The organism is Gemmatimonadota bacterium (assembly GCA_021295815.1).
Lineage (GTDB): Bacteria > Gemmatimonadota > Gemmatimonadetes > Longimicrobiales > Gaopeijiaceae > JAGWBQ01.
The window spans coordinates 1-25,449 of sequence record JAGWBQ010000015.1 but is presented as its reverse complement, the minus strand read 5'-3'; the positions used below and the strand labels follow the sequence as shown (position 1 = coordinate 25,449).

24 protein-coding genes are annotated in these 25,449 nt (G+C 66.3%); 14 read left to right on the top strand and 10 right to left on the bottom strand.

Annotation, left to right across the window (positions count from 1 at the left end):
• Nucleotides 1-316: 316 nt before the first annotated feature.
• The 3 genes from J4G12_07560 to J4G12_07550 all read right to left on the bottom strand — a co-directional run bounded on the left by J4G12_07560 (nucleotide 317) and on the right by J4G12_07550 (nucleotide 3,678).
• On the bottom strand, nucleotides 317-898 hold the full coding sequence (locus J4G12_07560; protein ID MCE2455667.1) for a VanZ family protein: 582 nt from the start codon (nucleotides 896-898) through the stop codon (nucleotides 317-319).
• Between the two features lie 129 nt (nucleotides 899-1,027).
• The gene (locus tag J4G12_07555; protein ID MCE2455666.1) at nucleotides 1,028-2,536 is read right to left on the bottom strand and encodes a serine hydrolase; all 1,509 of its coding nucleotides are present in this window, start codon (nucleotides 2,534-2,536) and stop codon (nucleotides 1,028-1,030) included.
• 5 nt (nucleotides 2,537-2,541) lie between these two features.
• Entirely contained in the window at nucleotides 2,542-3,678 is a 1,137-nt protein-coding gene (locus J4G12_07550; GenBank protein MCE2455665.1) for a hypothetical protein, read from the bottom strand.
• A gap of 174 nt (nucleotides 3,679-3,852) precedes the next feature.
• On the opposite strand from J4G12_07550, the gene msrB reads away from it, so the two are divergent.
• From msrB to J4G12_07535, 3 genes are read left to right on the top strand one after another with little or no spacing between them, the layout of a single operon-like run.
• Nucleotides 3,853-4,248 (top strand): peptide-methionine (R)-S-oxide reductase MsrB, encoded by a 396-nt coding sequence (gene msrB / locus J4G12_07545; GenBank protein MCE2455664.1) that lies wholly within the window; start codon nucleotides 3,853-3,855, stop codon nucleotides 4,246-4,248.
• 24 nt (nucleotides 4,249-4,272) lie between these two features.
• Nucleotides 4,273-5,283 carry an NAD-dependent isocitrate dehydrogenase gene (locus J4G12_07540; GenBank protein MCE2455663.1) on the top strand — a complete coding sequence of 337 codons (1,011 nt, stop codon included), beginning with the start codon at nucleotides 4,273-4,275 and terminating at the stop codon, nucleotides 5,281-5,283.
• Nucleotides 5,280-5,651 carry a hypothetical protein gene (locus J4G12_07535; GenBank protein ID MCE2455662.1) on the top strand — a complete coding sequence of 124 codons (372 nt, stop codon included), beginning with the start codon at nucleotides 5,280-5,282 and terminating at the stop codon, nucleotides 5,649-5,651. The genes J4G12_07540 and J4G12_07535 overlap by 4 nt, the downstream gene beginning before the upstream one ends.
• Nucleotides 5,652-5,666: 15 nt before the next feature.
• Here J4G12_07535 and J4G12_07530 read toward each other — a convergent pair whose 3' ends face one another.
• From J4G12_07530 to J4G12_07515, 4 genes are all read right to left on the bottom strand, one after another.
• Complete coding sequence (locus J4G12_07530) at nucleotides 5,667-6,782, bottom strand: ABC transporter substrate-binding protein (protein MCE2455661.1); 1,116 nt, start codon at nucleotides 6,780-6,782, stop codon at nucleotides 5,667-5,669.
• 129 nt (nucleotides 6,783-6,911) lie between these two features.
• The gene (locus J4G12_07525) at nucleotides 6,912-7,460 is read right to left on the bottom strand and encodes a cytochrome c-type biogenesis protein CcmH (GenBank protein ID MCE2455660.1); all 549 of its coding nucleotides are present in this window, start codon (nucleotides 7,458-7,460) and stop codon (nucleotides 6,912-6,914) included.
• Nucleotides 7,457-9,064 (bottom strand): gamma-glutamyltransferase, encoded by a 1,608-nt coding sequence (gene ggt / locus J4G12_07520; protein MCE2455659.1) that lies wholly within the window; start codon nucleotides 9,062-9,064, stop codon nucleotides 7,457-7,459. Before ggt ends, J4G12_07525 begins: the two co-directional genes overlap by 4 nt.
• A 278-nt stretch (nucleotides 9,065-9,342) precedes the next feature.
• Complete coding sequence (locus tag J4G12_07515; GenBank protein MCE2455658.1) at nucleotides 9,343-10,560, bottom strand: hypothetical protein; 1,218 nt, start codon at nucleotides 10,558-10,560, stop codon at nucleotides 9,343-9,345.
• Between the two features lie 3 nt (nucleotides 10,561-10,563).
• Here J4G12_07515 and J4G12_07510 point away from each other — a divergent pair, with 3 nt between their 5' ends.
• Entirely contained in the window at nucleotides 10,564-10,788 is a 225-nt protein-coding gene (locus J4G12_07510) for a hypothetical protein (protein MCE2455657.1), read from the top strand.
• Nucleotides 10,789-11,007: 219 nt separating this feature from the next.
• On the opposite strand, the gene J4G12_07505 is transcribed toward J4G12_07510, so the two are convergent.
• Together J4G12_07505 and J4G12_07500 are read right to left on the bottom strand one after the other, a co-directional pair.
• Nucleotides 11,008-11,184 (bottom strand): hypothetical protein, encoded by a 177-nt coding sequence (locus J4G12_07505; GenBank protein ID MCE2455656.1) that lies wholly within the window; start codon nucleotides 11,182-11,184, stop codon nucleotides 11,008-11,010.
• The gene (locus J4G12_07500; protein ID MCE2455655.1) at nucleotides 11,181-13,424 is read right to left on the bottom strand and encodes a SulP family inorganic anion transporter; all 2,244 of its coding nucleotides are present in this window, start codon (nucleotides 13,422-13,424) and stop codon (nucleotides 11,181-11,183) included. The genes J4G12_07505 and J4G12_07500 overlap by 4 nt, the downstream gene beginning before the upstream one ends.
• Before the next feature lie 318 nt (nucleotides 13,425-13,742).
• Here J4G12_07500 and J4G12_07495 point away from each other — a divergent pair, with 318 nt between their 5' ends.
• The 3 genes from J4G12_07495 to J4G12_07485 are packed head-to-tail and all read left to right on the top strand — an operon-like array spanning nucleotide 13,743 to nucleotide 15,858.
• Nucleotides 13,743-14,123: a cupin domain-containing protein gene (locus tag J4G12_07495; protein ID MCE2455654.1), complete on the top strand. Its 381-nt coding sequence runs from the start codon at nucleotides 13,743-13,745 to the stop codon at nucleotides 14,121-14,123.
• Between the two features lie 5 nt (nucleotides 14,124-14,128).
• The gene (locus tag J4G12_07490) at nucleotides 14,129-14,926 is read left to right on the top strand and encodes an SDR family oxidoreductase (GenBank protein ID MCE2455653.1); all 798 of its coding nucleotides are present in this window, start codon (nucleotides 14,129-14,131) and stop codon (nucleotides 14,924-14,926) included.
• Nucleotides 14,926-15,858 (top strand): branched-chain amino acid transaminase, encoded by a 933-nt coding sequence (locus J4G12_07485; protein ID MCE2455652.1) that lies wholly within the window; start codon nucleotides 14,926-14,928, stop codon nucleotides 15,856-15,858. The genes J4G12_07490 and J4G12_07485 overlap by 1 nt, the downstream gene beginning before the upstream one ends.
• Nucleotides 15,859-15,875: 17 nt before the next feature.
• Here J4G12_07485 and J4G12_07480 read toward each other — a convergent pair whose 3' ends face one another.
• Nucleotides 15,876-17,537, bottom strand: coding sequence for an amidohydrolase family protein (locus J4G12_07480; protein ID MCE2455651.1), 1,662 nt, complete (start codon nucleotides 17,535-17,537; stop codon nucleotides 15,876-15,878).
• A 62-nt stretch (nucleotides 17,538-17,599) separates the two neighbouring features.
• On the opposite strand from J4G12_07480, the gene J4G12_07475 reads away from it, so the two are divergent.
• The 7 genes from J4G12_07475 to J4G12_07445 all read left to right on the top strand — a co-directional run.
• Nucleotides 17,600-18,895 (top strand): NCS2 family permease, encoded by a 1,296-nt coding sequence (locus J4G12_07475; GenBank protein MCE2455650.1) that lies wholly within the window; start codon nucleotides 17,600-17,602, stop codon nucleotides 18,893-18,895.
• A 57-nt stretch (nucleotides 18,896-18,952) separates the two neighbouring features.
• Nucleotides 18,953-20,797 carry a translational GTPase TypA gene (typA, locus tag J4G12_07470; GenBank protein ID MCE2455649.1) on the top strand — a complete coding sequence of 615 codons (1,845 nt, stop codon included), beginning with the start codon at nucleotides 18,953-18,955 and terminating at the stop codon, nucleotides 20,795-20,797.
• Nucleotides 20,794-23,205: a hypothetical protein gene (locus J4G12_07465; GenBank protein ID MCE2455648.1), complete on the top strand. Its 2,412-nt coding sequence runs from the start codon at nucleotides 20,794-20,796 to the stop codon at nucleotides 23,203-23,205. Before typA ends, J4G12_07465 begins: the two co-directional genes overlap by 4 nt.
• Nucleotides 23,202-23,732: a thioredoxin family protein gene (locus J4G12_07460; GenBank protein MCE2455647.1), complete on the top strand. Its 531-nt coding sequence runs from the start codon at nucleotides 23,202-23,204 to the stop codon at nucleotides 23,730-23,732. The genes J4G12_07465 and J4G12_07460 overlap by 4 nt, the downstream gene beginning before the upstream one ends.
• 18 nt (nucleotides 23,733-23,750) lie before the next feature.
• Entirely contained in the window at nucleotides 23,751-23,966 is a 216-nt protein-coding gene (locus J4G12_07455; GenBank protein ID MCE2455646.1) for a hypothetical protein, read from the top strand.
• A gap of 79 nt (nucleotides 23,967-24,045) precedes the next feature.
• Entirely contained in the window at nucleotides 24,046-24,750 is a 705-nt protein-coding gene (locus J4G12_07450; protein ID MCE2455645.1) for a hypothetical protein, read from the top strand.
• Between the two features lie 260 nt (nucleotides 24,751-25,010).
• On the top strand, nucleotides 25,011-25,449 hold a 439-nt coding region (locus tag J4G12_07445), incomplete at its 3' end, for a hypothetical protein (protein ID MCE2455644.1).

Sequence of the window (25,449 nt, the reverse complement as noted above, 5' to 3'; positions counted from 1 at the left end):
TCGACGCCGCTGCGGCATGGTGCTCCGACCCGCCCTGTGTCCCTCGGGACGCACCGGTCCCCATGTCGCAACGGGAAGCGACCGGTTGGGACCATGAGAGTCCCACTAGAGCGATGAGAGCTACGGTGCGGCGCATTAGTGTGAAAGGTAGCCCGTTTTGGCCAGGAAAGTCTATCTTGCGAGGTTAGTGACCTAGGCGCGTCCCGGAAACCGGACGGAGGCGCCTATGCTTCATCCTCCACCGAATGGGGCGGTTTTCTTCGGTCGGCTGCCGGCGGCCCGGAACCGTTCGGGTCCTTGGTCGAGAAATCCCGGTTCACGAGGTCCGCTTCCGGGCCGCGACCCACCTCCTCGCGGCGGCAAGCGCGACGGATGCGCCGACCGCCATCACCCCGGCCAGCACGTTGAAGAGCATGTCGACGGGGTCGTACGTGCGGTTCGGTACGACGATCTGGATGAACTCGTCCAGCGCGCCCAGCGATCCGGTTGCCGCGACGGTCAGCAGTGCCGGTACGGGAACCTCTCCGCCGCGAGCGGCCCGCTCCACGAGCGCGGCGTGGATGCAGATGGCCACGACGCCGTACTCGACCAAGTGCGAACGTTCGGTCGGAATCGCCATGCGCGCGAAGACGAGCGCGTAGACAGCGGCGATCCCGAGGGCGACCCCCCACTCGGCTGCGGTCGGGCGCCTGCTCAAGCCTTGCGTGACGACGGCGATCAGAATCAGGAGGCACGCTGCGGCAAAGATCCATTCGCCCACGCCGGTTCCTGCGAACCGAGCCGCGAGGGTGCCGGCAAATCCGAGGGTCGAGTAGATGGCCGCCACGGCGACGAACGCACAGGTCCAGAGACGGCGCTCCCGTCCGGAAGAGAAAAAGGAGGAAGGTAGGGATGGCATGCGGAAAGATCGGCAGGAGCGGTGCCGCTGCGCGGTTCGTCGGTCGGCAGGCGGCTCCGATTGGCGGGATGCGGGCCGGTCCCGGCGCCGGCGGTGGAGACGCGGAACCGACCGCTCCCCCGCTAGATTCTATCCGAACGCCTTCAGAACCTCTCGTAGGAGATCCCAACGGTTGAAGCCCTGGCGTCCGTAGTCGAGACCGCGGCGCACGATCACGAGGTCGTGCGAGGGCACCACGAGCACGAACTGCCCGCGGTTTCCCGCCGTGGAATAGGCGTCCTTGGGAACGTCGTCGCGACCGTCGGGCACCAGCCACCACTGCCCGCCGTACATGTTGCCGCGATCCGCGGTCGCCGGGGCGGGAGTGCGGGTGAACTCGATCCATTCCTCCGACAGCAGCCGTTCGCCGTTCCAGACTCCTCCGTTGAGGTACAGGAGGCCGAAACGTCCGAGGTCGCGGGCGTTGGTGTACACCTGGCTGCTCAAGATGAAGTCGCCGAACCGGTCGGTGGAGAGGAGCGTGTTTCGCATACCGATGACGTCGAGAAGCCTGCGGCGCGGGAACTCCAGATAGGCGTCGCCCCCGCCCAGGGCCAGTTTCATCGCCAGCACTCCCAGCAGCGTGTCGTAGTTCTCGTAGTCCCAACTGCTCCCGGGTTCGCGGATGAGAGCCCTGGAGAGCGCACCGGTGACCGACGATGCGCCGGCCCAGTAGGAGAGCCCGGACCCGGTGGCGTACTCCATCCCCCTATTGTCAACCGTCTCGAGTCCGCTCGACATGTTGAGCAGGTGGCGCAGGGTGATTTCGCGCCGCGGATCGGTATCTTCGGGATTCTGTCGCGGCAGCCACTCGAATGGAAGCGGATCGTCCAACGAGAGCAGACCGTCGTCGACCGTCATCCCGATGAGCGTGACCGCGATGCTCTTGGCGGTGGACCAGGTGCGGGTGCGCGTATCCATGTTCACACCGTCCGCGTAGCGCTCGTGGATGATGACGCCGTCGTGGACGACGAGGAGGGAGAGCGTGACCTGCTCCGGCGACTCCCGCTCGAACGCCCATTGCGAAGCCGCCTGGAGCGCGTCGGCGTCGACCCCGTCCGGAACGACGACCTCTTCCACGAGATCGCCGTCAGGCCAGGGAATGTCGGACGCGTCGCGCACGGGGGCTCCCATGGGGTGCTCCGGAAGCGAACCTATGTCGTCGAAGTCCTGATCGGGGGCCATGGTCACGCAGCCGATCCCCTCTCTGAAGGCGGCGCGCATGGTGGGCACGGCTCCGTCCTTGCCGATGGCGACCGCGCGCAGCTCCTCGTTCACCTCGTAGTCGCCCCCTTCGGCGGAGCCCACGGGACTGGCCAGATAGGCCAGCTCCTGCTCGAAGACGAGATCGACGGGCCGGTGGGAGGTGAAGAGTCCGTTGCACTGAAGGATGGCCTGCACTCCCCTCTGGATCATGTCGCGCTGGGGCGCCCAGTAGTCCCACTCCGAGCTCCGTTGCTGAGCGCTCGCCCGGGCGGGCGCGTTCTCCCCGTTCAGCGCCGGCTCGCAGGCCGTAGACGAGAGCAGGACGAAGACTGCGAACGCGCCAGGGACCTGGGCGGTCCGACGCGGCTGGGACGCGGTTCGAAGCGATTCCATGGTTGTCAGTTGCGAGTATCGAGTGATTTGCGGTATTCTGCCGAAGCACCGTATCCCGCCGGATCCTGGAAGAGCGCTCCGAGCCCGACCGAAGAGGTCCACATGTCCCTGGAAGAGTGTCCCACACCCGGAACCACGAGTTCGCGGTGGCTGTGTGCGTCGAAGAATTCGTTCATGAAGCGAACCAGAAGCTCTCCCCTCTCGAACCTGTGCCGCCCCTGGAGGTTGGCCCCGCACGACACGTCCAGGTTGGAACTGGTAGAGTCCGCGCTGCCGATGAGGATGGTGACGTCGCGACGCAGCGTGCGAGCCTGAACCGTGTCGATTTCCAGCCCCTCCACCCGGCTCGGCCGTTCCTCCAGCCCGTAATGCCATTCGTTGTAGTCGGAGCAGAGCGTGCGGTCCGGAACCGCGAACTCCGTCCGCTGCCAGCGTTCCGGGCGAAGGTAGAGATAGGTGGACGGGTTGGCGACCACGTAGCGGACCCTGGCCGACGGCACCGAGACGTCCTCCACCGGACTCGTCGCCGCGAACCTGTGTACGAACTGCCCCCCGGCCGAGTGACCGGTCAAGACTATCGTCGCGATCTGCGGGAAGAGCGAGCGGTTGGCCAGAGTCTCGATCAACCGATCCATCGCCAGATAGGAGCTCACGCGGGGAGACGGCCCTTCCGGTCGGGAGAGATGCCCCTTGCGCCAGCCGGCGCTCGACCAGAAGGGTTCGTCCGATTCGGGGGCGTCGTCCGAGGTCTGGAAGTGCGGGGCGACGATGACGGCGGTCGCACCGGCTCGGGCCGCGGCGGCGGCGACGTTGCCGGTGACGAAGTAGTCGTCGGCGTTCCGGTCGATGCCGTGAACCGCGATCACGGCCCGGGTGACGCTCGCGTCGCCGGTCGCGAGTTCGTGAGACGAGAAGATGGGGAGAAAGAGGCCACCGGCGATCTCGATGCGCTCGGCGCAGGTCGCCGTGCCGGTCGTGCAAGGGACGGGACGGACCGCCGTGGTATCCACCGGGGGCGGCTGGGTGGGCGGAGGGTCGGATCCGCATGAGGCCAGCGTCAGACCGGCGGTCACCAGTATCGGCGCTCCAAGCCCGAGAACCGTGGGCGTTGCCGGAGATCCGCGTGAGCGTCGTAGTGTCATGGGCTTGAAGATACCGGACCGCAAGGCGGTTAGGCAAGCGAACCGGACCGCCCGCTTTCCGCGGGTGCGAACCGACGGTTCGAAGGAGCACCTCTCGCGCCCCGGGGTAATCCGGGCCGTCGCCTTCCGAGGCGCTTCCCGGAGCGACATTCTCCTTCGCGCGGAGGGCAAACCATCAGCGAAAAAGTGAAGAAGAGCGACGCCGAGTGGCGCGCCGAACTCGACCCCGAAGCCTACCGCGTGCTCCGGAAGAAGGGCACGGAACGAGCTTTCACCGGAAAATACACCGACGAGACCCGACCGGGCACCTACAAGTGCATGGGTTGCAGTTCGCCGCTCTTCGATTCCGATTCCAAGTACCATTCCGGCTGCGGCTGGCCCAGCTTCACCGATCCCGTGGTCGAGTCCGCGGTCGAGGAGGCTCGCGACACCTCCCACTTCATGGTGCGGACGGAGATCCTCTGTTCCGCTTGCGGCGGCCACCTCGGTCACGTCTTCCCGGACGGCCCGTCTCCCGGAGGTCTCCGCTACTGCATCAACTCCGCCGCCCTCGATCTCGACGAGCGCTGAGGGCTCGACCTCAAGGAAGTCCGAATGTCAAAGACCGTAACCGTCATCCCGGGTGACGGAATAGGGCCGGAGGTGGTCTCGTCCGTGCTCGCCGTCCTGCGCGCATCCGGAGCCGACCTGGAGTACGACTTTCACGATGCCGGGCTGACCGCTATCGCAAAGCACGACGTCGCGCTGCCCACAACGACCATGGAGTCCGCCGAAAGGAACCGGGTCATCCTCAAGGGACCCATCACCACCCCCTCGGGGACCGGGTTCCGCTCCATAAACGTCGAGCTGCGCAAGGCGTTCGATCTCTACGCCAACGTCCGCCCCGTGCGCACCCTGATCCCGGGCCGCTACGACGACATCGACCTCGTGCTCATCCGGGAGAACACGGAAGGGCTCTACGTGGGCGTCGAGCACCACATCGGCATACGCGGCGACCCGAGGGCCGCTGCCGAGTCCGTGATGATCGTGACACGCTTCGGGTCGGAGCGAGTCTGCCGCTTCGCGCTCGATTTCGCCCGCCGGAACGGTCGCAGGAAGGTCACCGTGGCACACAAGGCCAACATTCTGAAGAGCACTCAGGGTCTCTTCCTGGACTGCGCGCGCGACGTCGCCGTCGATTACCCCGAAGTCGAGCTCGAAGACAGGATCATCGACGCCACCGCCATGCTGCTGGTGCTCGATCCCTATCGGTTCGACGTTCTCGTCATGGAGAACATGTTCGGCGACATCCTTTCCGACCTGATGGCGGGACTGGTGGGGGGACTCGGTTTCGCTCCGGCCGCCAACCTCGGCGCGGACGCGGCGATGTTCGAAGCCGTGCACGGGTCGGCTCCCGATATCGCGGGCAAGGGACTCGCCAACCCTACCGCTCTTCTGCTTTCGGCTTGCATGATGCTCGACCACGTCGGCATGGCTCCCGAGGCGGAGCGGATCCGCGGGGCCATTGGGCAGATAATCCGCGATCCCCACTCTCGCACCCGCGACATTGGCGGACGCTCCTCCACCGCCGAGTACACCGAGGCGATCGTGCGGGCCCTGGGATGAGGGCAGACAGTCGCGGTTTCAAGGTCCTCGCCGAAACGCCCGAGACGGCCACGTGCCTCGTCTGCGCCGACGATTATCCTGAGATGGAGCTCGACCGCATGTTCTGGTGCACCGGCTGCATGCGGAGGGCCCGGGAACGGGCGGGATGGTGGGGATGGCTGGGCGGCATCGGCATCGGTGCGGCGCTCGCGCTCTACATCGCCCTCGGCATCCGACCCAGCGCCGATCTGCTCGGCGCCTGGTTCGGCGTCGTCGCCATGGGCACCTGGCTGGGCTCGAAGGCGTGCCGGGAAATCGCATTCGGCGTCATCCGCTACCGGACCGCCGCCGAGGACGCCGCCCTACCTGAGAGTAAGCCGTCCTCCTGACCTCGGCCGCCTGCGCTACCCCCCCACCTGCGGGAAGGTGAAGTTGGCATAAGCCAGCTCGTTACCCGATGCGTACGGGAACACCGTGTCTCTGAATGACTTCCAGGAGTCGTAGACCATCTTGAATTCCGCGTTGTCGGCCGCCTGCTCCTCCAGGTAAGCCATGGAATGGCTCATCGCGGCCGCCATGATGTCCTCGCTGAAGGCGTGCACGGTGACCCCGTCGTCGCGGATGAGACGCTGGAGGGCGCTGGGGTTGAGCGCGTCGTACATCGCGGTCGTGACGGAGATGGATTCCCTGCACGCGACCTGGAGAGCCGACTGGTACGAAGCGGGTAGCTCGTCGTAGGCCTCGCGCTGGATGAGGAGCGACATGGTGACCCCGGGCTCCCACCACCCCGGGTAGTAGTAGTTCTTGGCCACCTGTTGGAATCCGAGCCGCTCGTCGTCGTGGGGTCCGACCCATTCGGTAGCGTCGATCGCGCCCCGTTCGAGCGCCGGATAGATTTCGGCGGCACCGAGGACCTGGACGGTGACACCGAGCCTCGACATGATCTCGCCGCCGATCCCGGGTATGCGCATACGCAGGCCGGTCAGGTCGGCGAGCGATCCCACGGGCTCCAGGAACCATCCCCCCATCTGGCCGCCGGTGCAGGAGACCGGGAAGGTGATGAGGCCGAAGTCGGCATAGACGCTGTTTATCAGATCGAGGCCGCCGGCATGTTGGAGCCAGGCGATCTGCTGGCGTGCGTTGAAGCCGAACGGAACTGCGGCGTCGAAGGCCAGGGCCGGATGCTTGCCGGTGTAATAGTAGCCGGGAGAGATGCCGCAGTGGACGGTGCCCTGCTGGACCGCGTCCATCACCTGAAGAGCGGGAACCAGTTCGCCGGCCGCGTAGACCCGAATGTCGAAGTGGCCGTCGGTAAGCTCGGCGACCCGGGCCGAGAGACGCTCTCCCGCTCCGTAAAGGACGTCGAGCGTGGGCGGAAAGCTCCCGGTAAGCCTCCAGCGCACGTCCGGCCGAGAGGCGGCTGTCGCGCTCAGGGTCGCGGACTCGCCCGCTCCGCAGCCGGCCAGAGCCATCGCACCGGCGCCCGCTCCTGCGGTCTTGAGGAAATCCTTGCGGCGAATGGTCTCTCTGGGCATGGCGGTCTCGTTGCTGTGGAACTGCGACGGGCTTGCTATCTAACCTTTCCCGCCCGAAGTCGCAAGCCGGTCTCTCCCGAATGCGCAAGCCGAGAGGCTCGACGCGGGCGGTCCCTACCAGTCCGGGCGCTCCATCTCCTCGATCCTTCGCAGCTCGCGCGCTAGTCTGTCCTCGTCGGCCGCGGAGACTTCCGGAACGGTGAACGAGCTCGCGCCGTCCGCACCCCCGGCCCTAAGCGCTGAGCCTCGCACCCTTCGGCTGACCAGCGCTCCCGTGAAGAGGATCGCCAGCCCCGGCAAAAGGTATCCCAGGAGGTTGAAGCCCTCGGGAGGCGGAGCCATGAGCACCGTGGGTCCGAAGTCGGCGACGAATCCCGCCCTTATCGCCTCGGGGGTCTCGCCCTGTTGAAGCGCGGACATGATTCGCCGCGACCATCCCGGCGAGATGGCGCACTGCATCTGGAACTGGCAGGAGTGCAGATCGAGTCCGCATCCGCAACTGCAGCGGATGTCGCCTTCGATCGCGCGCAGAAGCTCACCGAACTCGCCCTCGTAGGCGTCGGGGGAAAGACGCGCGGCCCTTGGATCGTAGCCCGAATGAGCGGGACCCGCCGACTGCGGCGCCGCAAGCGAGAGGGCGAGCGCGAGCGGTAACGCGGTCATCGGCCGCCCCTAGCGATTCCCCGGGCCCCGGCGTCAGGGTTGCGAGCGTCCGGCACCCCCACCCGTTCACCCGAGCGGCCGTGGATCACGATCGAGTTCGCCCGACCCTGAGATCCGATCGTCTGGACCGTGTGGCCCATCTCCTCGAGCAGCGCCACGGTCTGGTCACTCACGCCGCCGCGCTCGATCCGGATCCGGTCGGGGAGCCACTGATGGTGTATCCGCCGCGCCGATACCACCTCTTCGGGCCGCATCCCGAAGTCGACGAGGTTGAGAACGAGCTGGAGGACCGTGTTGATGATGGTCCGTCCGCCAGGAGTCCCGATGACGGCCACGAGCTCGCCGTCGCGCGCCAGGATCGTAGGCGTCATGGAGGAAAGCATGCGCTGGCCGGGCCGCGCCAGGTTGGGCTCGGTGCCAATGAGTCCGGTTTCGCTGGTGAGTCCGGGTCCGGCGTTGAAGTCGCCCATTTCGTTGTTGAGGAGGAAGCCTCCGCCCGGGACCACTATGCCCGAGCCGTATCCGAACTCGAGCGTGTAGGTCACGGATACCGCCATGCCGTCTGCGTCCACCACCGAGTAGTGGGTGGTCTCCGGCGATTCGAACCCGAGCTCGACGTCGCTCGGGCTGGATTCTGTCGCGGCCTCGGAGTCGATCGTCTCGCGCAAGGCGCTCGCGTGCTCCTTGCCGGTCAGCCGGTGGAGCGGGACGTCCACGAAGTCGGGATCGGCCAGGTAGTGGGCCCGGTCCCTGAAGGCCCGGCGCATGGCCTCTGCCAGATGATGCACGTAAGGAGCGGTGTTATGGCCGAACGAGGCGAGGTCGTAGCCCTCCAGGATGTTCAGCATGGTGACCAGCGCGACGCCGCCGGAGCTGGGCGGGGGCATGGAGATGACGTCGTATCCTCGGTAGGTACCGTGAACCGGGCTCCGCTCGCGAACGCGATAGGCGGCGAGATCCTCCTCGGTGATGAGCCCTCCCTCGCGGCGCATCTCGGCGGCGACAAGGCGAGCGGTCTCGCCCTCGTAGAAGCCGTCCCGGCGGTTCAGCATGATCCGGCGCAGGGTGGCGCCGAGATCCGGCTGGCGAAGCGTGTCCCCCGCTTCGTAGTGCTCGCCGTTCTTGGAGAACTGGGCAACCGTGGCCCAGTGCTGGGAAGCCCTCTCGACCAAGCCGGCCAGACCTCTCGCGAGCACCTCGCTGACCTCGAAGCCGTCCTGGGCCAGAGCCACGGAGGGGTAGACGAGCCGTTCCCAGGGCAGGCCGCTCCCGTAGAGCAGGTGAGCCTTGTCGAATCCTGCGACCGTGCCGGGCACCCCGACCGCGGCGTGGCTGAGGTGATGGCGCTGGGAGGAGTACTCGCCGTCCACCAGCCACATCTCCGGGTGGGCCGCCGCCGGCGCCATCTCGCGGAAGTCGAGCGCCGTCGTGGCGCCGTCGGGGAATCGGATCACCATGAAACCGCCGCCGCCGATGTTGCCGGCTGCCGGATGGGTGACCGCGAGGGCGAATCCGGTCGCGATGGCCGCATCCACCGCGTTGCCGCCAGCCGCGAGAACGTCCCGTCCCACCTCGCTGGCTCGCCACTCCTCGCTGACGACCATGCCCCCGTCGGAGCGTTCCACCTGGCCGTTCTGGAGGGCCGCCGCACCAACGGGATCGAGCCACGAAAGCGCTGCGGCGGCGAGCCAGAGAGCGATGAGAAGCGGGTGCGGCTTGAGTACGGGTGTGGAGTTCGTTGCCGGGTGGCGCACGAGCGGGTCCTCGGTGAAGGGGCGCTGGCGATCTGCGAACATGGAATCTAACAGCCCGTGCACATCCCCCGCGAGCACCAAGCAGCCTCTTCTCCGCCGGCAAGCGGCGCCCACCGGGCAAGGCTCCGTCAGCTAGCCACCACCAGCTCGTACACGACCACGTGCTCCACATCCGTTTCGTCCAACTGCACCCCCAGCACGAGCCCGTGGGCCACATCCAGGATCCGATGCCTCGGCGGCGACTCCACCTTGCCCAGCCACTCCCCGTTGGGGCCAATGACGGTGTAGACGGGCACACCCTCGCTCCTTACGCCCGGCCGGTAGGAAGGCAGCCATACCCGGTTCTCAGCGTCGGCGAAGGGCGTGGTGAAGAGGGGCATCGATCCGCCGATGACGGCCCGAAAAGTGGCCATGTTGCCGTCGGTCATGCGATCGATGTCGGCAGCCGTGGCACCCGGGTTGGCCATCTGATTGCCCGCCCTGTACCCGTCCTCGATGCCCTCCAACATCTCCTCGGTCAGCGGAGCCGGCTCGGCCTGCCAGCGCACGATCTGGGTGACGGTGCCATCGGGCAGACGCCAGGTGACCTCCGGCCTGTCGGATCTGGTGTAGACGAACTGCCCGTCCGAGACCGTGACCCAGCCGGCCGCTCCGATCGGGTTCCACCGCAGCTCTGGCGGAGGTCGCTCGATGTAGTCGTAGGACGCGACCGTGTCGACGGCACCGGTCTCCATGTCGAGCCGGACCATGTGCCCCCGAAGCCACTCCTCTTCAAAGCCGGGCATGTGCGAACTCGTGGTCATCAGCAACTTTCCGGATGAGCCGAATCCCTTTACACCCAAGCCGTCCGCGTGCCGGATGTCCACCGTGCGCTCGACCGAACCGCCGGCGAAAATGGTCAGGCGGTTCAGGAACTCGTCGACCGCCAGAAACCTGTCCTGCCCCAGCGTGAAGGTGGCCCCCACGTAGTCGACGTCGCCCGGTCCCTCCCCCGGCCCGGCAATCACCTCGTGCGAGGCGCCGTCCGGACTCAGCACGATCAGCTCCTTGTTGAACACGTCTGAGACTATGGCGCTGCCGTCCGGGAAGAGGCTGCCGGGATGTATGCCCTGGAAGGTGTAGTCGCCCGGATTGGCGCCGTGGCGGTAGAGTGGCTCCGCCGAAAACTGGAAGGGCGCTTCGACTTCCGGCATCCCGTCATACTCGACGACCCGCACACCTGCGCTGTCCTCGATCTGAACCGGGACACCGCCGTTCTCGCGGACTTCGCCTACGCCCCCGCAGCCGCTGAGACCGACCGCCAACGCGGGCACCAGCAGCAGGACGAGTTCGTTTCCGTTTCGCATGGTATGGAATACCTCCGGCTGATCTGCAATTTCTTACACCACCACGTCTGCACCGTTCCGGGACGGGTCGGACTCGAGCCGCACACCGTCAGCGATACCCGCCCCATGGTCAGGGCGGCGGCCAGCGACGAGCCCGAGAGCGCTGAGAATCCGGCGAAGGCGACGAGCGCCGAGTCCGAACCTCCGCCCGTGGCGATCACGACCAACTGTCGCCCGGACCTTGTCTGATAGGTCATCAGGTTCTCATTGGTCGGGAACAGCGTCGCGCCACGCCAAAGCTCCATGCCCGTGGCCTTGTCGAAGGCGTTAGAGGAACGGGTCGCCACCGCCCAGGAAAACCAGTCCTCCCCTGGTCACCATCGGACCGGCGTGCCCAGCGTGCCTAGCCTCTCCGGCAGGTCGACCGGGCCGTGTGCCGAACTCCTCGAGAGGCGTCTCGTTCGGATCCTAACGCCAGTCGATCTCGAGTTCGTCGACGTTGGCGACCGCGATCTCCTCGGCCGCGGAATAATTGGTGTGCGCCTGGTCGGAACCGACAAGCGGCCAACCCTCCCCAGGGCCAGGGTCCGAGCCGCACGCGGCGGCGGCTGATGCCAGGGCGACTGCGACAACGAGACGTGTCATGAGCCTTGCTTGGGTTGAATAGTGGACTCCGGTTCCAGGTCATCATCATTCCGGTCGAGCGGATCGTCCCCGAAACGCTCGGCCATCAGATACCGGTAGAGCTTAAGGGCGAGCCGCTCCTCTCGCTCCTCCAGCCGTCGTCGGGCGACATGCGAGAGAACCATCGCGGTGCAGGTCGGGTCGGCGCTTACGCTCAACGCCGTGTCGCTCGGGTCGAGCGGCCAGATCGCGTCTCCCGGACCGTACTGACGAAGCCGCCTGTTCGCGGCGTCACGGGCGGATGCCTTGCCGGAGACCAGCAATATCAGCCCGTCGCTCGGTACGCCCGGACCGGTCAGAGTCTCCCTTGAAGCGTACCGGCAAGGATCCAACCAGCCCCCGAGCTCCTCGATCAGCTCTTCAAAACCGGCCTGCCGTTCGAGCTGCCGCTCCAAAACACCGACAGCGCCCGCCAGCACCGAGGACCGGCGCTCGAAATCCCTCTCCGCGTTCACCTTCCACTCGTCGATGACGATCTCCTCGCAATGTTCAAGCACACGGTCCAGGCTGGGCTCGACCTGCACCGACGCGAAATGCGACGGGGACAGATTCCTGCCCAGGCCGGTCCTCACCTGCTCCGACGGCGCGCTCAGAACCACTTTCGATCCGCCGGAAATGGCTGATCGCAGGAACCTCGCCAGCACGTTCACGGCCGAAAAATCGAATCCGGACACGTGTGTGAAGTCCAACAGCACGGCGTTGGGGGGTGGACGGCGGTCGATCGACTCCTTTAGGCGGTCGGCGAGCGAGTAGACGCTTCCGAAGAAGACATAGCCGCGCAGCCGCCACGCCGGTACGCGGTCGCCCCCGTGGTGAAGGATGACGGAGTCGGGGACGGAACGCGATCTGGTGCTCCGGCGCTCGCTTACCGTGAAACACTCTCCCACAGGGTCGATGCGGCTCAGCCGCGCTGCGAAAAAGACGAAGGCTGCCAGCATTCCGACGCCCACGCCCTCAAAGAGCCCGAACACCATCGTGACGACAGCGATCAGCACGATGACTCCGTACTCCGTCCATGGAAGGCGCTTGCGACTCCTCAGGAGTCCCTCGTCCAGCATGCCGAAGCCTGCAAAGACCAGAATGCCTCCGACGAGCGGAACGGGGACAAGTTCGAGCATCCCGTCGCCCAGAAACACGGCTGCCGCGATGACGAGGGCCGCGACGATGCCGGTAAGGCGGGTGGCCGCTCCGAAGAGCATGCTGCGCAGCGACGCCGGCACGATCAGGCTGGCCGTCGTTCCGCCGCCAAGGCCTGCCACGATGGTCGCGATTCCCGTCGCGCGGAACTCTCGGTTCCAGTCCAGATCTCTGTGCGAGGCCATCTCGAGCCCGGCGAAATTCATGATGACCACGATCAGGGCGACGAACACCAGCAAGAGGAGGGTGGGAAGGTGCGTCGCGATCGCGAACCAGTCTATGTGCGCGAGGTCGGCGGGCGCCAGGGACGGCCACAGGCTCGCCTCCGACGTGCTCGTCAACAGCAGACCCGCCACCCTCGCCTCGTCGCCGGAGATTCCGAGCAGGATCAGTGCGAGGTGGTACCCGCCCACGGCCAGCCCGACCCCGACAGGCATGATGAGTGGACGGCCCCACCGCTTCATCGCGAAGTAAAGGGCTGCGCCGAACACCACGCCCGGGAGCCATTTCCAAAGCTCAGGAGGTTGGAGGAGAGCCGGAACCGTGTGCCAATCCGGCTCCGTCACCATGAGCGACATCGCCGCCAGGCACACCGCTCCCCCAATTCCGGCGATGAAGCCGGCCGCGACGGAGTAGGGGACGAAGCGCACCAGATTGGCCAGTCCGTAGCGCCATATCGCGAGAAAGCAAACGCCTGCGGCGACAGCACCGATCGCGAGTGCGCAAACGGTGGTGACGAAGAGCGTCTCGCGCGAGCCGCCTATGGTGGCGCCGACATGCGCCATCACCAGGACGAGCGCCGGAGACAGTCCCGAGATGGCCCCGCGAAAGCCGCCGGCAAGCGCGATGACCAGGCAGGCGGCGAAGTTTCCGAACAGCACCAGTCCGACGCCTTGGGACGAGTAGGGAGCGAGGGGGCCCGAGAATATCAGGCTCCCGTAGGCGACCTGAGCGACCAGCAGCGCCAGGCCGGAGGTCAACCCGGCCGCCAGAGCCGGTACGGCCTTCGCCGAGCCGGCATCCGTCCGAAGCTCAGAAGCGAGATCGCGCAGCGACGATGTCACAGGCGGCGATCCGGTGCCGGCGCGACTTCCGCTACCGACGATCGTCGGACGACCCGTTCAAGCGGCCTGCGGACGCGAACTATCCACGCTCCCGCGACAGTTCGACTCATCGCCTCTCCCGCAGAGATCCGCTTACGGTCAGAGGTCTCTCGGCGCAACATTTCATCTCCGGGTTCAAGGCATTCCGGGCTAAAGGCGATCCGGGTCCGAGCCAAGCTGGTTAGATTATGTCCTTCCATCCCGTCCCGAGCAACGTCCCCCACGCCGACGTACCCGGATCGCCGGGCCCGAGGCCGGGAGCGAACCCCGATCACCGCTATGCCGGCATACGCCATCAGCCACACCAAGTGGGACGACATACCTCTCGAGAACGTCAAGGAGGGCATCACCCGACGTCTCTTCACGGGCGAGCGCATGATGCTCGCGCAGGTATATCTGAAGAAGGGTGCCGTGGTTCCGACCCACTCGCACGACAACGAGCAGCTCACCTGGGTCGTCGAAGGAGCCCTTCACTTCTGGATCGGAGAGGGCGACGACATCGAGGAACGCGTGGTCTCGGCGGGCGAGGTTCTCTTCCTGCCCTCTCACGTGCCCCACAAGGCGGTGGCCCTGCAGGACACTCTCGACGTGGATGTCTTCTCTCCGCCGCGCCAGGACTGGCTCGACGGGACCGACGCCTACTTTCACGAGGAGGACTAGAAGCCGTGGTGCTGGGAATTTCAGGCCGCCGCGCCCTGGTGTGCGGAGCCAGCTCGGGACTCGGCAAGGCCATCGCCGGCGCGTTGACCGCGGAGGGGGTTCGCACCGCCATCAACTCGCGCTCGCTCGAACGGCTCGAGGCGGCCAGGGCCGAGATACGCAGGCAGGCGAGCGACGAAGCCCGCATAGAGTGCGTCGAGGCCGACCTGAGCGTGCCCGGGGGACCGGAAAGGGCGGTGGCGGCGGCCCGTGAGCTTCTGGGCGGGGTGGACATACTGGTCACCAACACCGGCGGACCCCCTTCGGGGCCCTTCGAGAATCACGACGCCGCGACTTGGTCCCAGGCGATCGCCCAGAACCTGGAGAGCGTCGTCGGGCTGGTGCGCGCCGCCCTCCCGGCGATGAAGGATCAGCGCTGGGGGCGCATCGTCAACATCACCTCGGTCTCGGTGAAGCAGCCGGTGGCTGGGCTCATCCTCTCGAACGCCATCCGCGCCGGAGTCACCGGCTTCGCCAAGACCGTTGCCAACGAGGCGGCTTCGTTCAACGTGACCGTGAACAACGTCCTGCCCGGGTTCACACGTACCGAAAGGCTCGGCTATCTGGCACGGGCGATCGCGGCGCGGGAGGACATTTCCGAAGCGGACGCCTTCCGGAGATGGGAGTTGGAGACTCCGATGGGACGTCTGGGCGAGCCGGAGGAAATCGCAAGCGTGGCGGCCTTCCTCTGCTCCGAAGCCGCTTCCTACGTTACCGGCCAGTCCGTCGCGGTCGACGGCGGCTGGACAAAGGGGATTTTCTGATGGGAACGGTAGGGTTCAACGAGGCCGATTGGATCTGGCGTGACGGCGAGTTCGTACGCTGGGAGGAGGCCAACCTCCACTTGCTCTCGACGGCCGTGCAGTTCGGAACCTCGGTCTTCGAGGGGATCCGCGCCTACGAAACCGAGCGCGGCCCGGCGCTTTTCCGGCTCGACGAGCACGTGCGCAGACTCTTCGATTCCGCGAAGGTCTATCGGATGACGCCTCCGGAGCTCTCGCCGAACGACGTGCGCACCGCGATCCTCGAGACCGTGCGCAAGAACGACCTCGTCGAGTGCTACGTCCGCCCGATGATTCTGCGCGGCTACGGTGCGGCGGGCATCGACCCCCACGCCTCCCCGATCGACACCTACATCGCGGCGTGGCCTTGGGGCGCCTACCTGGGCGAAGAGGCGCTGAGCCGGGGCGTGGACGTGTGCGTGTCGTCATGGTGGCGAGCGCACCCCAACACCTATCCCACCGCCTCGAAGGCCGGCGGCCACTACACCAACGCCCAGCTCATGAAGCTCGAGTCGACGGCCAACGGCTACGACGACGCTATCGCGGTCGGACCGGGCGGACTCGTGAGCGAGGGGAGCGGCATGAATCTCTTCCTCGTGCGCGACGGCAGAGTTCTCACCCCCTTCCTGGACGGCACTTCTCTCCACGGCATCACCCGGCTTTCGGTCATCCGGCTTGCGCTCGACCTTGGGTTCGAGGTTCGGGAGCAGGACGTTCCCCGGGAATCGCTCTACATGGCCGACGAGCTTTTCTTCACCGGGACCGCGGCCGAGGTGACGCCGATCCGGAGCGTGGATCGCATTCCGGTGGGCGAGGGCAAGGCCGGACCTGTCACGCTAGCCATCCAGGAGCGCTTCATCGAGACGGTGCGCGGAGATAACGACGACCCGCACGGCTTCCTGACCTACCTCTGAGCCGGAGCTGGGTCGGGCTACCTCCCGCCCTTCCTGAGCACGCGCCCGGCGAGGGCGCCCGTGAACTCGCCGTCGCGCATGGCCGCCGTTCCGTTCACGAAGACGTGTACCATGCCCTGGGAGTACTGGTGAGGCTCGGTGTATGTGGCCGGATCGTCCATCGCTTCCAGGTCGAAGACCACGATGTCCGCCGCCATGCCGACCTGGAGCCGGCCGCGACCCTCCATTCCGTAGACCGAGGCAGGCAGGGAGGTCGCGCTGCGCACGGCGCTCGCGAGGCCGTCAATCCCCTGCTCGATCGCATAGCGGGCGATCCGCCGCGAGAAGGCGCCGTACGAGCGGGGATGTGGCACGCCCTGGTTCAGCGGAACGAGTCCACCGTCGGATGCGGTTATCGTCCAGGGCTGCGCCATCAGCACGGCGATGTCGTTCTCGTTCATGTTATGCGAAACGATGCTCACGCTCCCGCCTCGGATGAGATCGGAGGCGAGGTCGAGCCGGTCGATGCCGCGCTCCTCGGCGAGCTCCGAAAGCAGCCTGCCCTCGACGCTCTCGTCGGGAACGTAGCGTCGGAGCCGTATCCGCTCCGCTCCGCCCCTGCGCGCCAGGCCCGCCACCATGCCCTCGCGGATGCGGGCCATGTCTTCCGGACGATCCATTCGAGCCAGAAGGGAATCGCGACCGCCTGCCTGCGACCAACGCGGCAGTAGCGCGGCACTCAGGCTCGTGGCGGAGGCCGCATACGGATACTGGTCCGCGAAAACCGCGACGCCTTCGGCCCTCGCCGTCGCGACCCGGGCGACGATGCTGTCGCCGAAACCCCAGACGGTGGGTCCCAGAGCCTTGACGTGCGTGAGCACTGCCGGAACGTCCGCGACCCGACCGACGTTTATCACCTCCTCGACCGCCGCCAGGAGGCCGACCGAGTAAGAGGCCTCGTCGCGAATGTGGCTTTGGTAGGCGCCGCCGAAGGGCGCGACCTCCTTGGCCAGCTCCTCGATCTCCTCGGGGGGCGCGTAGCTGCCCGGAACGTAGAAGGTTCCCGAGGAGAGACCCCAGGCTCCTTCCGTCATCGCGTCGCGCACGATCCGCCGCATCTCGTCGAGCTCGGCGTCGGTGGCGGCTCGGTCCTCCGAACCCAGCACGTGTCCACGCGTGGAACCGTGGCCGATGAACTGGGCGACGTTGACCCCGAGGCCGTCCGCCAGGAGCTCGGTTCGCTGCTCGGCGATCTCGATGGGACCGCCGCCGTCGGGGTTCGCGAAGATCGTGGTAACGCCCATGGCAAGAAGCGGTTCGCCGTGCGATAGTTCCTCCCTGGCGAGCCCGGGTCCGGCGTGCGAATGGGTGTCGATGAAACCGGGCGCGACGTAGAGTCCGGTCGCGTCGATCACCTCCGCACCGGGTGCGTCGATCCCTCTGCCTACGGCCGCGATGCGATCTCCCTCGATGAGCACGTCGGCGCGGAGCCACGGATTTCCGGAACCGTCCAGGAGGCGACCGCCGGCGATGAGCACCTGGGCGCCGTTCGGAGCAGGCGCGCAACTGAGCCCGAGGCCTGTGACGAGCATCGCGAGCACGGCTCCGATGCCGAGGAAGGCTGCTTTCTGGACACCCGCTCCCCCGCCGAAAACCGGGCTGTGTCCGTCGATTTTCTTCATGGCGTTATTATATGCCATCGGGTTGAAGCTCGCAGCGGCCCTCTGTCGAAGGCCCACCCATTCAATTCAGCAGGCCACCCATGCTCGAGCGGTTCTTTCAGGTCCAGGCCCGGGGCTCGACCGTTCGTACCGAGCTCCTCGCGGGCCTGACCACATTCCTCACCCTGAGCTATATAGTGGTGGTGAATGCGAGAATCCTCGAAGATGCCGGGATCGATTTCGGCGCGGCGATGGTGGCGACGTGCGTGGCGGGCGCCGTGGGCTCGGCCGTCATGGGGCTCCATGCCAACTACCCCGTGGCGCTGGCGCCGGGGATGGGAATCAACGCCTACTTCGCTTACTCGGTGGTGGGCGGCATGGGCTACTCGTGGCAGGTTGCGCTGGGCGCGGTCTTCGTGTCGGGCGTCCTGATGGTGATCATCTCGGCGCTCCCGATCCGGAAGGCCATCGTGCGCACCATCCCGCCCTCGCAGAAGACGGCCATGGCGGCGGGAATCGGAGCCTTCCTGGCCCTGATCGCCATGCAGCAGGCGGGCGTGAGCGTGGACGACCCCGCCACCCTGCTGGGCGTGGGCGATCTCACATCCTGGCCAGTGATCCTGGCAGCGGTCGGACTCGTGCTCGTCACCACTCTCGACAACCGCAAGGTGACCGGAGCCATCCTGATCGGGATAATCGGGGTCACCGTCGTCGCCTGGGTGTCGGGAATCGCGGACGGCCCCGAAGGCTCGCTGGTGTCGCTGCCCCCCTCGGTGGAATCGAGCTTCCTCGCCTTCGACGTGGTCGGTGCGCTCGAACTCGGGCTCATCGCGGTCGTGGGCACCTTCTTCATGATCGACGTCTTCGACACCACACCCACGCTCGTCGCGGTCATGCAGGAGGCCGGTCTCACCGACGAGGCCGGACAGACGCCCCGCATGGGTCGAGCTCTCGTCGCCGACGGGGCTGCGACCGTCGTAGGTGCGTGCATGGGCACCTCGACCGTCACCAGCTACGTCGAGAGCGCGGCGGGAGTGAGGGTCGGCGGCAGGACCGGGCTCACCGCGGTGACGGTCGCCTGCCTCTTCCTGCTCGCTCTCTTCATCGCGCCGATCGCCGAGGCCATACCGAATTTCGCCACCGCTCCGGCCATCTTCTTCGTGGCTTGCGTCATGATGAGGTCCCTCGCGCGGATCGATTGGCGGGACCTCACCGAAGCGGTCCCGGCCATGGTCACGGTTCTGGCCATGCCGTTCACCTACTCGGTTTCGACCGGACTTGGGTTCGGCTTCATCGCCTACGTCCTCATCAAGCTGAGTTCGGGCCGGGCTCGGGAGGTGAGCGCGGGAATGTGGATCGTGGCCGGGCTCTTCGCACTCAAATTCACGTTCGGTTAGGGATGGACGTGTCGCCACAGCTTCGTTCTTCCCGGCAGCCGGCGGACCGCTAGCCCCGTGGAACTGCGCAACGTCGCGATCATCGCGCACGTCGATCACGGCAAGACCACCCTCGTCGACCAGATGTTCAGGCAGTCCGGGGTCTTTCGCCGCGGCCAGGAGGTCGCCGAGAGGATCATGGACTCGAACCCGCTCGAGCGAGAACGGGGCATCACCATCCTCTCCAAGAACACTTCGGTGGAGTGGCGGGGGGTGAAGCTCAACATCGTCGACACCCCCGGGCACGCCGATTTCGGTGGAGAAGTGGAGCGTATCCTGCGCATGGTCGACGGGGTCCTGCTTCTGGTCGACGCCGCAGAGGGACCAATGCCGCAGACCCGGTTCGTGACCCGGAAGGCGCTCGACCTCGGGCTGGCTCCGTTGATCGTCATCAACAAGGTGGATCGCGGCGACGCCCGGCCCGAGGAGGTCCAGGACGAGGTTCTCGAACTGCTCATCGATCTCGACGCCACGGACGAGCAGCTCGACGCCCCCTTCCTCTACGCGGTCGGGCGCGACGGATGGGCGTCCGACACGGCGGACGAGCCGGGCACCGATCTCGCGCCTCTTTTCGACGCGGTCCTCGAACACGTGCCCGCTCCGCAGGTGAGCGCCGACGGTCCGTTCCAAATGCTGGTCTCCACTCTGGATCACTCCTCTTACCTGGGCCGCATCGCCATAGGGCGGGTGGAGCGGGGACGGCTCGCGGTGGGCGACCCGGTCGCACGCATCGGAAGCGAGGTCGTCGAGAACGCGCGCGCAGGCGGCCTCTTCACATTCAGCGGACTCGAACGCCTTCCGGTCGACGAGGTCCGAGCCGGCGACATCGTAGCGCTGGCGGGCCTCGCGAGGGTCGAGATCGGCGACACCATCGCCGATCCGGCAAGCCCGGACCGACTCTCGGGCATCACTGTCGAGGAGCCGACCATCACGGTGGACTTTTCGGTCAACGACTCTCCGTTCGCGGGGCGATCGGGCAAGTACGTGACCACCCGGCAGCTCTCCGAGAGGCTTGACCGGGAGCTCGAACGCAACGTGGCTCTGCGGGTGGCTCCGACCGAACGCACCGGCACCTTCTCCGTCAGCGGACGCGGGGAGCTGCACCTTACCGTGCTTATGGAGACCATGAGACGCGAGGGCTACGAATTCATGGTGTCCAGACCGCGGGTCGTGACCCGGACCGGGGAGAACGGGCAGACGCTGGAGCCGTTCGAGGAGGTGGTGGCGGAGGTTCCGAACGAGGCGACCGGCACGGTCATCGAGAAGCTCGGTCGCCGGCGGGGCAAGATGACCTCGATGAGGCCCGTAGGAGACTCCAGGGTCACTCGGTTGGAGTTTCGGGTCCCCGCGCGCGGCCTCTTCGGATACCGGACCGATTTCCTCACCGACACCAAGGGTGAAGGAACGCTCCACCATCGTTTCCATTCGTGGGACGAGTGGGCGGGACCGGTGCGAGGCCGCAGTCGTGGCGCGCTGGTCGCGGATCGGCAGGGCAAGGCGGTGGCCTTCGCGCTCTTCGGGCTGCAGGAACGGGGGGAGCTCTTCGTGGATCCGGGAATCGAGTGCTACGGCGGCATGATCGTCGGCGAGTGCTCGCGCTCCGGCGACATGGACGTGAACGTGAGCCGTCAGAAGAAGCTCACCAACATGCGCACCACGGCTGCGGACGAGGCCCTGCGGCTCGAGACTCCTCGCCGTATGACGCTCGAACTGGCCCTGGAATTCATTGCCGACGACGAACTCATCGAGGTCACGCCCGACGAGATCCGGCTCCGCAAACGCCAGCTCGACCCGAACCGGCGCCGGAAGGCCAAGAAGGCGGCCAAGGCCGAGAGCGCCGCGAGAGCGACGGTCGGCCGATGACCGGCTCCGAGGAGGAAGGCGAACGCCGGTCCGGCGACGAGGAGCGGGCCGGAGGAGTCGAGCTTGCGCAGGAGATCGAGCGCAGCCTGCCCGGCCTGGGCGAGGCCCTCTCTCTGGTCGGCAAGGGAACGGCGGCCACCGCCTTCAAGTTCTTCGATTCGCCGGAGTCCCTCAAGGACGGCAAGGAAAGCGATTCGATGCTGGGACTGCCGGAGGAGCGATCCGGCAAGATGAAGGACGAGTTCGCCCGAACGCCGGTGATCCCGTATGCGCCGGAGCACGCCTGGGTGAAGGTCTCCTCGTCGCTCGCTCTTTCGGGCGGGCTGGCGGTCGAGCCGGACGGAGCGGTTTCGGGAAGCTCGGGCGCGCAGCGGGTGCTCGAGCTGACCGAGTATCGGCGCTTCGACGAGCCTCCCGAGCCTGAGGCGGCCATGGCCGTCGTCTTTGCCGGACCGAGGTTCGCCGCCCGTGCGGCGGACGTGCTCGCGCTCGGCCCGGGCGAAGCCGTGTCCATGAACCACGGCCGGGAGCTGAGCGCCAAGCTCGTCATCCGATGGAGCGACATCCTGACGGCCGAGATCGGACGTCTCGCCACCCTGCTCTCCAAGCTCGATTCCGAGGCGGACGAGCCTGCGGACCGGGACGGGACCACCAGCGGCGAGGACAGCGACCCGGACGACGCCACGGAGAGCGACGACGAGCTCGCGTCACCCCTCGGCGTCCGCTCCCGGCTCTCGCTGCATGCCAGCTTCAGCGCCCGGATCGAAGACGCCTTCGAGCTCGTCTTCGTCCGGCCCGATAGCGAATCCGCCCTCCGAGGCATCGTGCGCAGGTCGGCCGGCGAGAAGACTCGGGCGCGGGTCTCGCCCAGAATCACCGCCTCCCTGATCGAGGACGAGGGACTCGACGAAGCCACCGAAAACCTCGTCGAAGGCCTGCTTGGCGCCTCCCCCTCCTGGCTGCGCACCTTGATCTCCGCAGGCAAGGCCGGCTCGCTCAACGAGATCGAACGAGCCCTCCTCAAAGGCATTCTCGGAAGATTCGGTATCGAAACCGATCTCGATGTCGCCCGACTCCTGCGCACCGTCGAAGAACGGCTCGACGCCCTGACCGAACGCGCCCGGAAGCTCCTGGCCGCGGCGGCGAACACCAGAGTGGCGGCGGCTTTGGAGTTCGAATACAGCCGGATCGAATCGGAGGAGGTCGTCTTCGAAGCCGCACTGACGACGCCTGCGGACGCCGATTCCGAGTCGCCTCCGACTGCCGATCCGTCGACGAATTCCGAGTGGACCGCGTTCGAGGAACTCCATTCGGCGCTCGTCCGAGGCAAACTGGAAGAGGCGGCCGAACATCGCCTCGCAACGGTGCGCCGTTTTCTCGATCAGAAGAGCTTTCGGGTGGAACGCTCCTGGGGGGCGTCGCTCTCGATCGGCCCCTTCGATTTCGGAGGCACGGAGCTCACCCGGGTCAGGGAAGTGTCTCGCACGGACCGAAGCGGCGGACTCGGCGAGTACTCCTTCAGCGGGATGCGCTCCTACCGGGGAAAGTGGGCGCGTGACCGATTCTCGTGGAAGGCGACCCTGAGCGTCCGCAGCCCGACGTCGAACGAGCGGAAGCGTGGACGAACCGCTCTCGTCTCCTCGCTCTACCTGCTCATGGAGCGCAAGGAACCGTCCCTGAGCGTGGAGGAGCTGCTATCGTGTCTCGACACCGCAGCGTGCTGGGGCATACTCGACGCCGATGCCGTCCGTTTGCAGGCGGCCCGCCTCGTCGACCTCGTCGAAGGAGCCGACGAGGTCGATCTCTCTCTCCACTTCCGGCTCGGCAAGCACGCCCTGCCGGCCGCTCTGCCTCTCCTGGCGCAAGCCCCGGACACCGCCCTGGCGGCTGCGCTTGCGGAGGCCATGCCTTGGCATCCTCTCCACCCGGAACGCCACTGGCCTTCGATCCGGAGGCAGCTCTACGCCGATCTCTGGCGACACTACCTCGAGGCCGGCGGCTCGGACGACGCGAGACCGCTGGCGGGGCTCGCGGCAGCACACCTGCGGCGGGTCGGGCTCAGGAGTCTGGCGGATTTCGAAGGCGAAGCGGCGGAGCCTCGCTCCGGCTCGTTCGTCGACCTCGTCAGGCTCAACCCGAAGACCCGCGAACGGTGGCGGAAGCTCCGTCGAGGCGCGGCCGCGCTGTCCCTCCAGCTCCGCCACGACACGTCGGACGACCTCCATTTCACGGAAGCGTTCACCTCGCTCTCCGCGGTCGTCAGTCAATCTCATCACCTTCGCGCCCTCGGCGTGCTGGTGAGGCATCTCATCGCGCCCGACCGCAAGGCCTGGAAGGATGTGAGGCGAACACTGCGCGTCGGCTACAGGAGGGACGGAAAACGAACAGTCGAGAACATCACCCAATGACCGGTTACGCAGCCATCGACCCCGGACGCTTCGCCGGGGCGCCCACATTCAAGGAGTACCTGGAGCTGGTCGAGGAGCATCGCGAGCTCTGGACAGGGATCCGTTCGAGAGTTCGGCTTCAGGAGGAGCAGATCGAGGCAGCCGCCGCCATCCGACCCGTACCCCGCCTTCTGGCGCTCTCCGAGGACTGGTGCGGAGACGCGGCCAACACCCTGCCCGTGATCGCCGGTTTCGCGGAGGCCCTTGGCTGGGACCTGCGCGTGCTCGCTCGCGACGAAAACCCCGACATCATGGACCGCCATCTCACCGGCGGACGGAGCCGTTCGATTCCCGTGGTGATCGGCTACGACTCCGACTGGAGCGAGATCGGCTGGTGGGGCCCCAGACCGGGAGAGCTGCAACGATGGGCGCTCTCGGCCGAGGCGCAGGCCATGTCGTACGACGACCGCTATAAGGTCCTGCGGCGCTGGTACGCCAGGGATCGAGGCGCGACGACGATCGCGGAGCTTCTGGAGATGCTGGGCTAGCCTGCGGATCGCCTCTCGTTGTCGACTCTATGTGATTACATCGGTGGCACCTACGACGAAGATACCGGCGAATGCAACTGCGCTTCCTGGGAGACCTTGAACGAGGAGGGCATGTGCGTGCTTGACGAGGACGACGACGATGACGGCGGTGGTGGTGGTGGCGATGACGATGAGGAAGAGGAGGAGGAAGGTGAGGAGGGCGTAGGGGGGCGGTGGTGGTGGTGGAGACGATGACGATGATGGAGAGGAGGGAGAGGAGGAGGACGATGAGGACGATCGAGGGACTTTCAAGATTTCATGCAGTCCGAGCACGGTGGAGAGGGGTAAGACGGTAAGATGTACCGTGAAGGGCTCACCGATGGTGGTTGACGGCACTGAAATTCCCTTGGACAGCCTCGAATATGGATGGATGGAAGGAGAACAACTACTTGAGAGGAAATGGGGTATGACGGAATGGCAGGGCACGGCCGTAAAAACCGTCACTATTTCCGGTTGGGTGGATCACGACTTGGTCCAGCGAGAAACGATGGCTGAGGTAACGGTCACGGTGACTCCCCGTACTTCCTTCAATTGGTCACGTCCGACAAATCATGCGATGGTTGGGTACAACGAGAGGGACGCCTATCGGTGGGGTTCGTACGAATCAAAATTCACACCGCCTGTCTTAGGTCTGGGCACCGGACCTTGGAGGATGTACTACTGGGTCCAGGTTCTAGCCCATGAGAGACGCCACGAGCAGAGCTTGAACATCTGTCTGAACTCGCTGATGACACCAGACTGGCTTGACCGGATGGAAGGCCTTACAGCCCGGGGAGCAGAAGGGTGGAGCAAGATTCAGGAAAATGTTGCCGAGCTGTGGAAGGACGAGGTTACCGAAAAATTAGCGGATGCTGAAGAAACCGACATGAAGAACGAGACCAGCGGCGTCAAGGTGTGGAATTACTGGGCGGACTCCGGGCCGTGGACGTTCAGCTCTCAGACCGCCGCAAACCACAATGGTACCTGGGGGTGCTCCTAAAATGAACAAGACGACATCGACGAGAACGACGACGATCCCGGTATCGGTTCTGGCGGCGCTGACGCTCGCCCTGGGACCGCTCTCCGCTCAGGACCCCGAGGTCCTGCCGATTCGGGACCGGCAGCATCAGCATCCTCCTACCGGATCCATGGGGATGCTCATGGACGAGAGCGGAGGGTGGCGGGAAGCGACCGTCGAGGAGGCGTTCGCGTTGCTCCGGCTTGCGCCGGATCCGCAACTGGAGATGCTGGTGGGGGAGGGTGACCATCCGGCAGGTTCACCGGGATCTGCCGGGGAGCGTGCTCGACGGACTGATACGGGACTTGAAGGAGACCGTACTCGACTTCAGCGCCCCGGAGGAGGTCCGAGGGAAGGCGATTTCGGTGCTGGCGGCGGCGGCCAAGGACTCCCGTTTTTCGTCCTACGGTAAGCAGGCACCGGGCGCCTTCGAGGCCCTGGTTCAGATCTACGAGGGACTGGGGGATCAGACGCTTGCCGATGCCGAGGGGGACGATCCGGTTCAGGAGGCAAAGGGACGTGTGGGGGGCACGATGGTCCAGATCTTGCATGATATCTTCTGGGCCGAGCCCACGGGTCGAGGAAAGGACTATGTCATGGACCTGTACAGCCGCCACGACCCGGGGCCGATACCTGAAGGTACCGATAGATGGGAGTACAGGAGTGGAACATGGTGCGCGG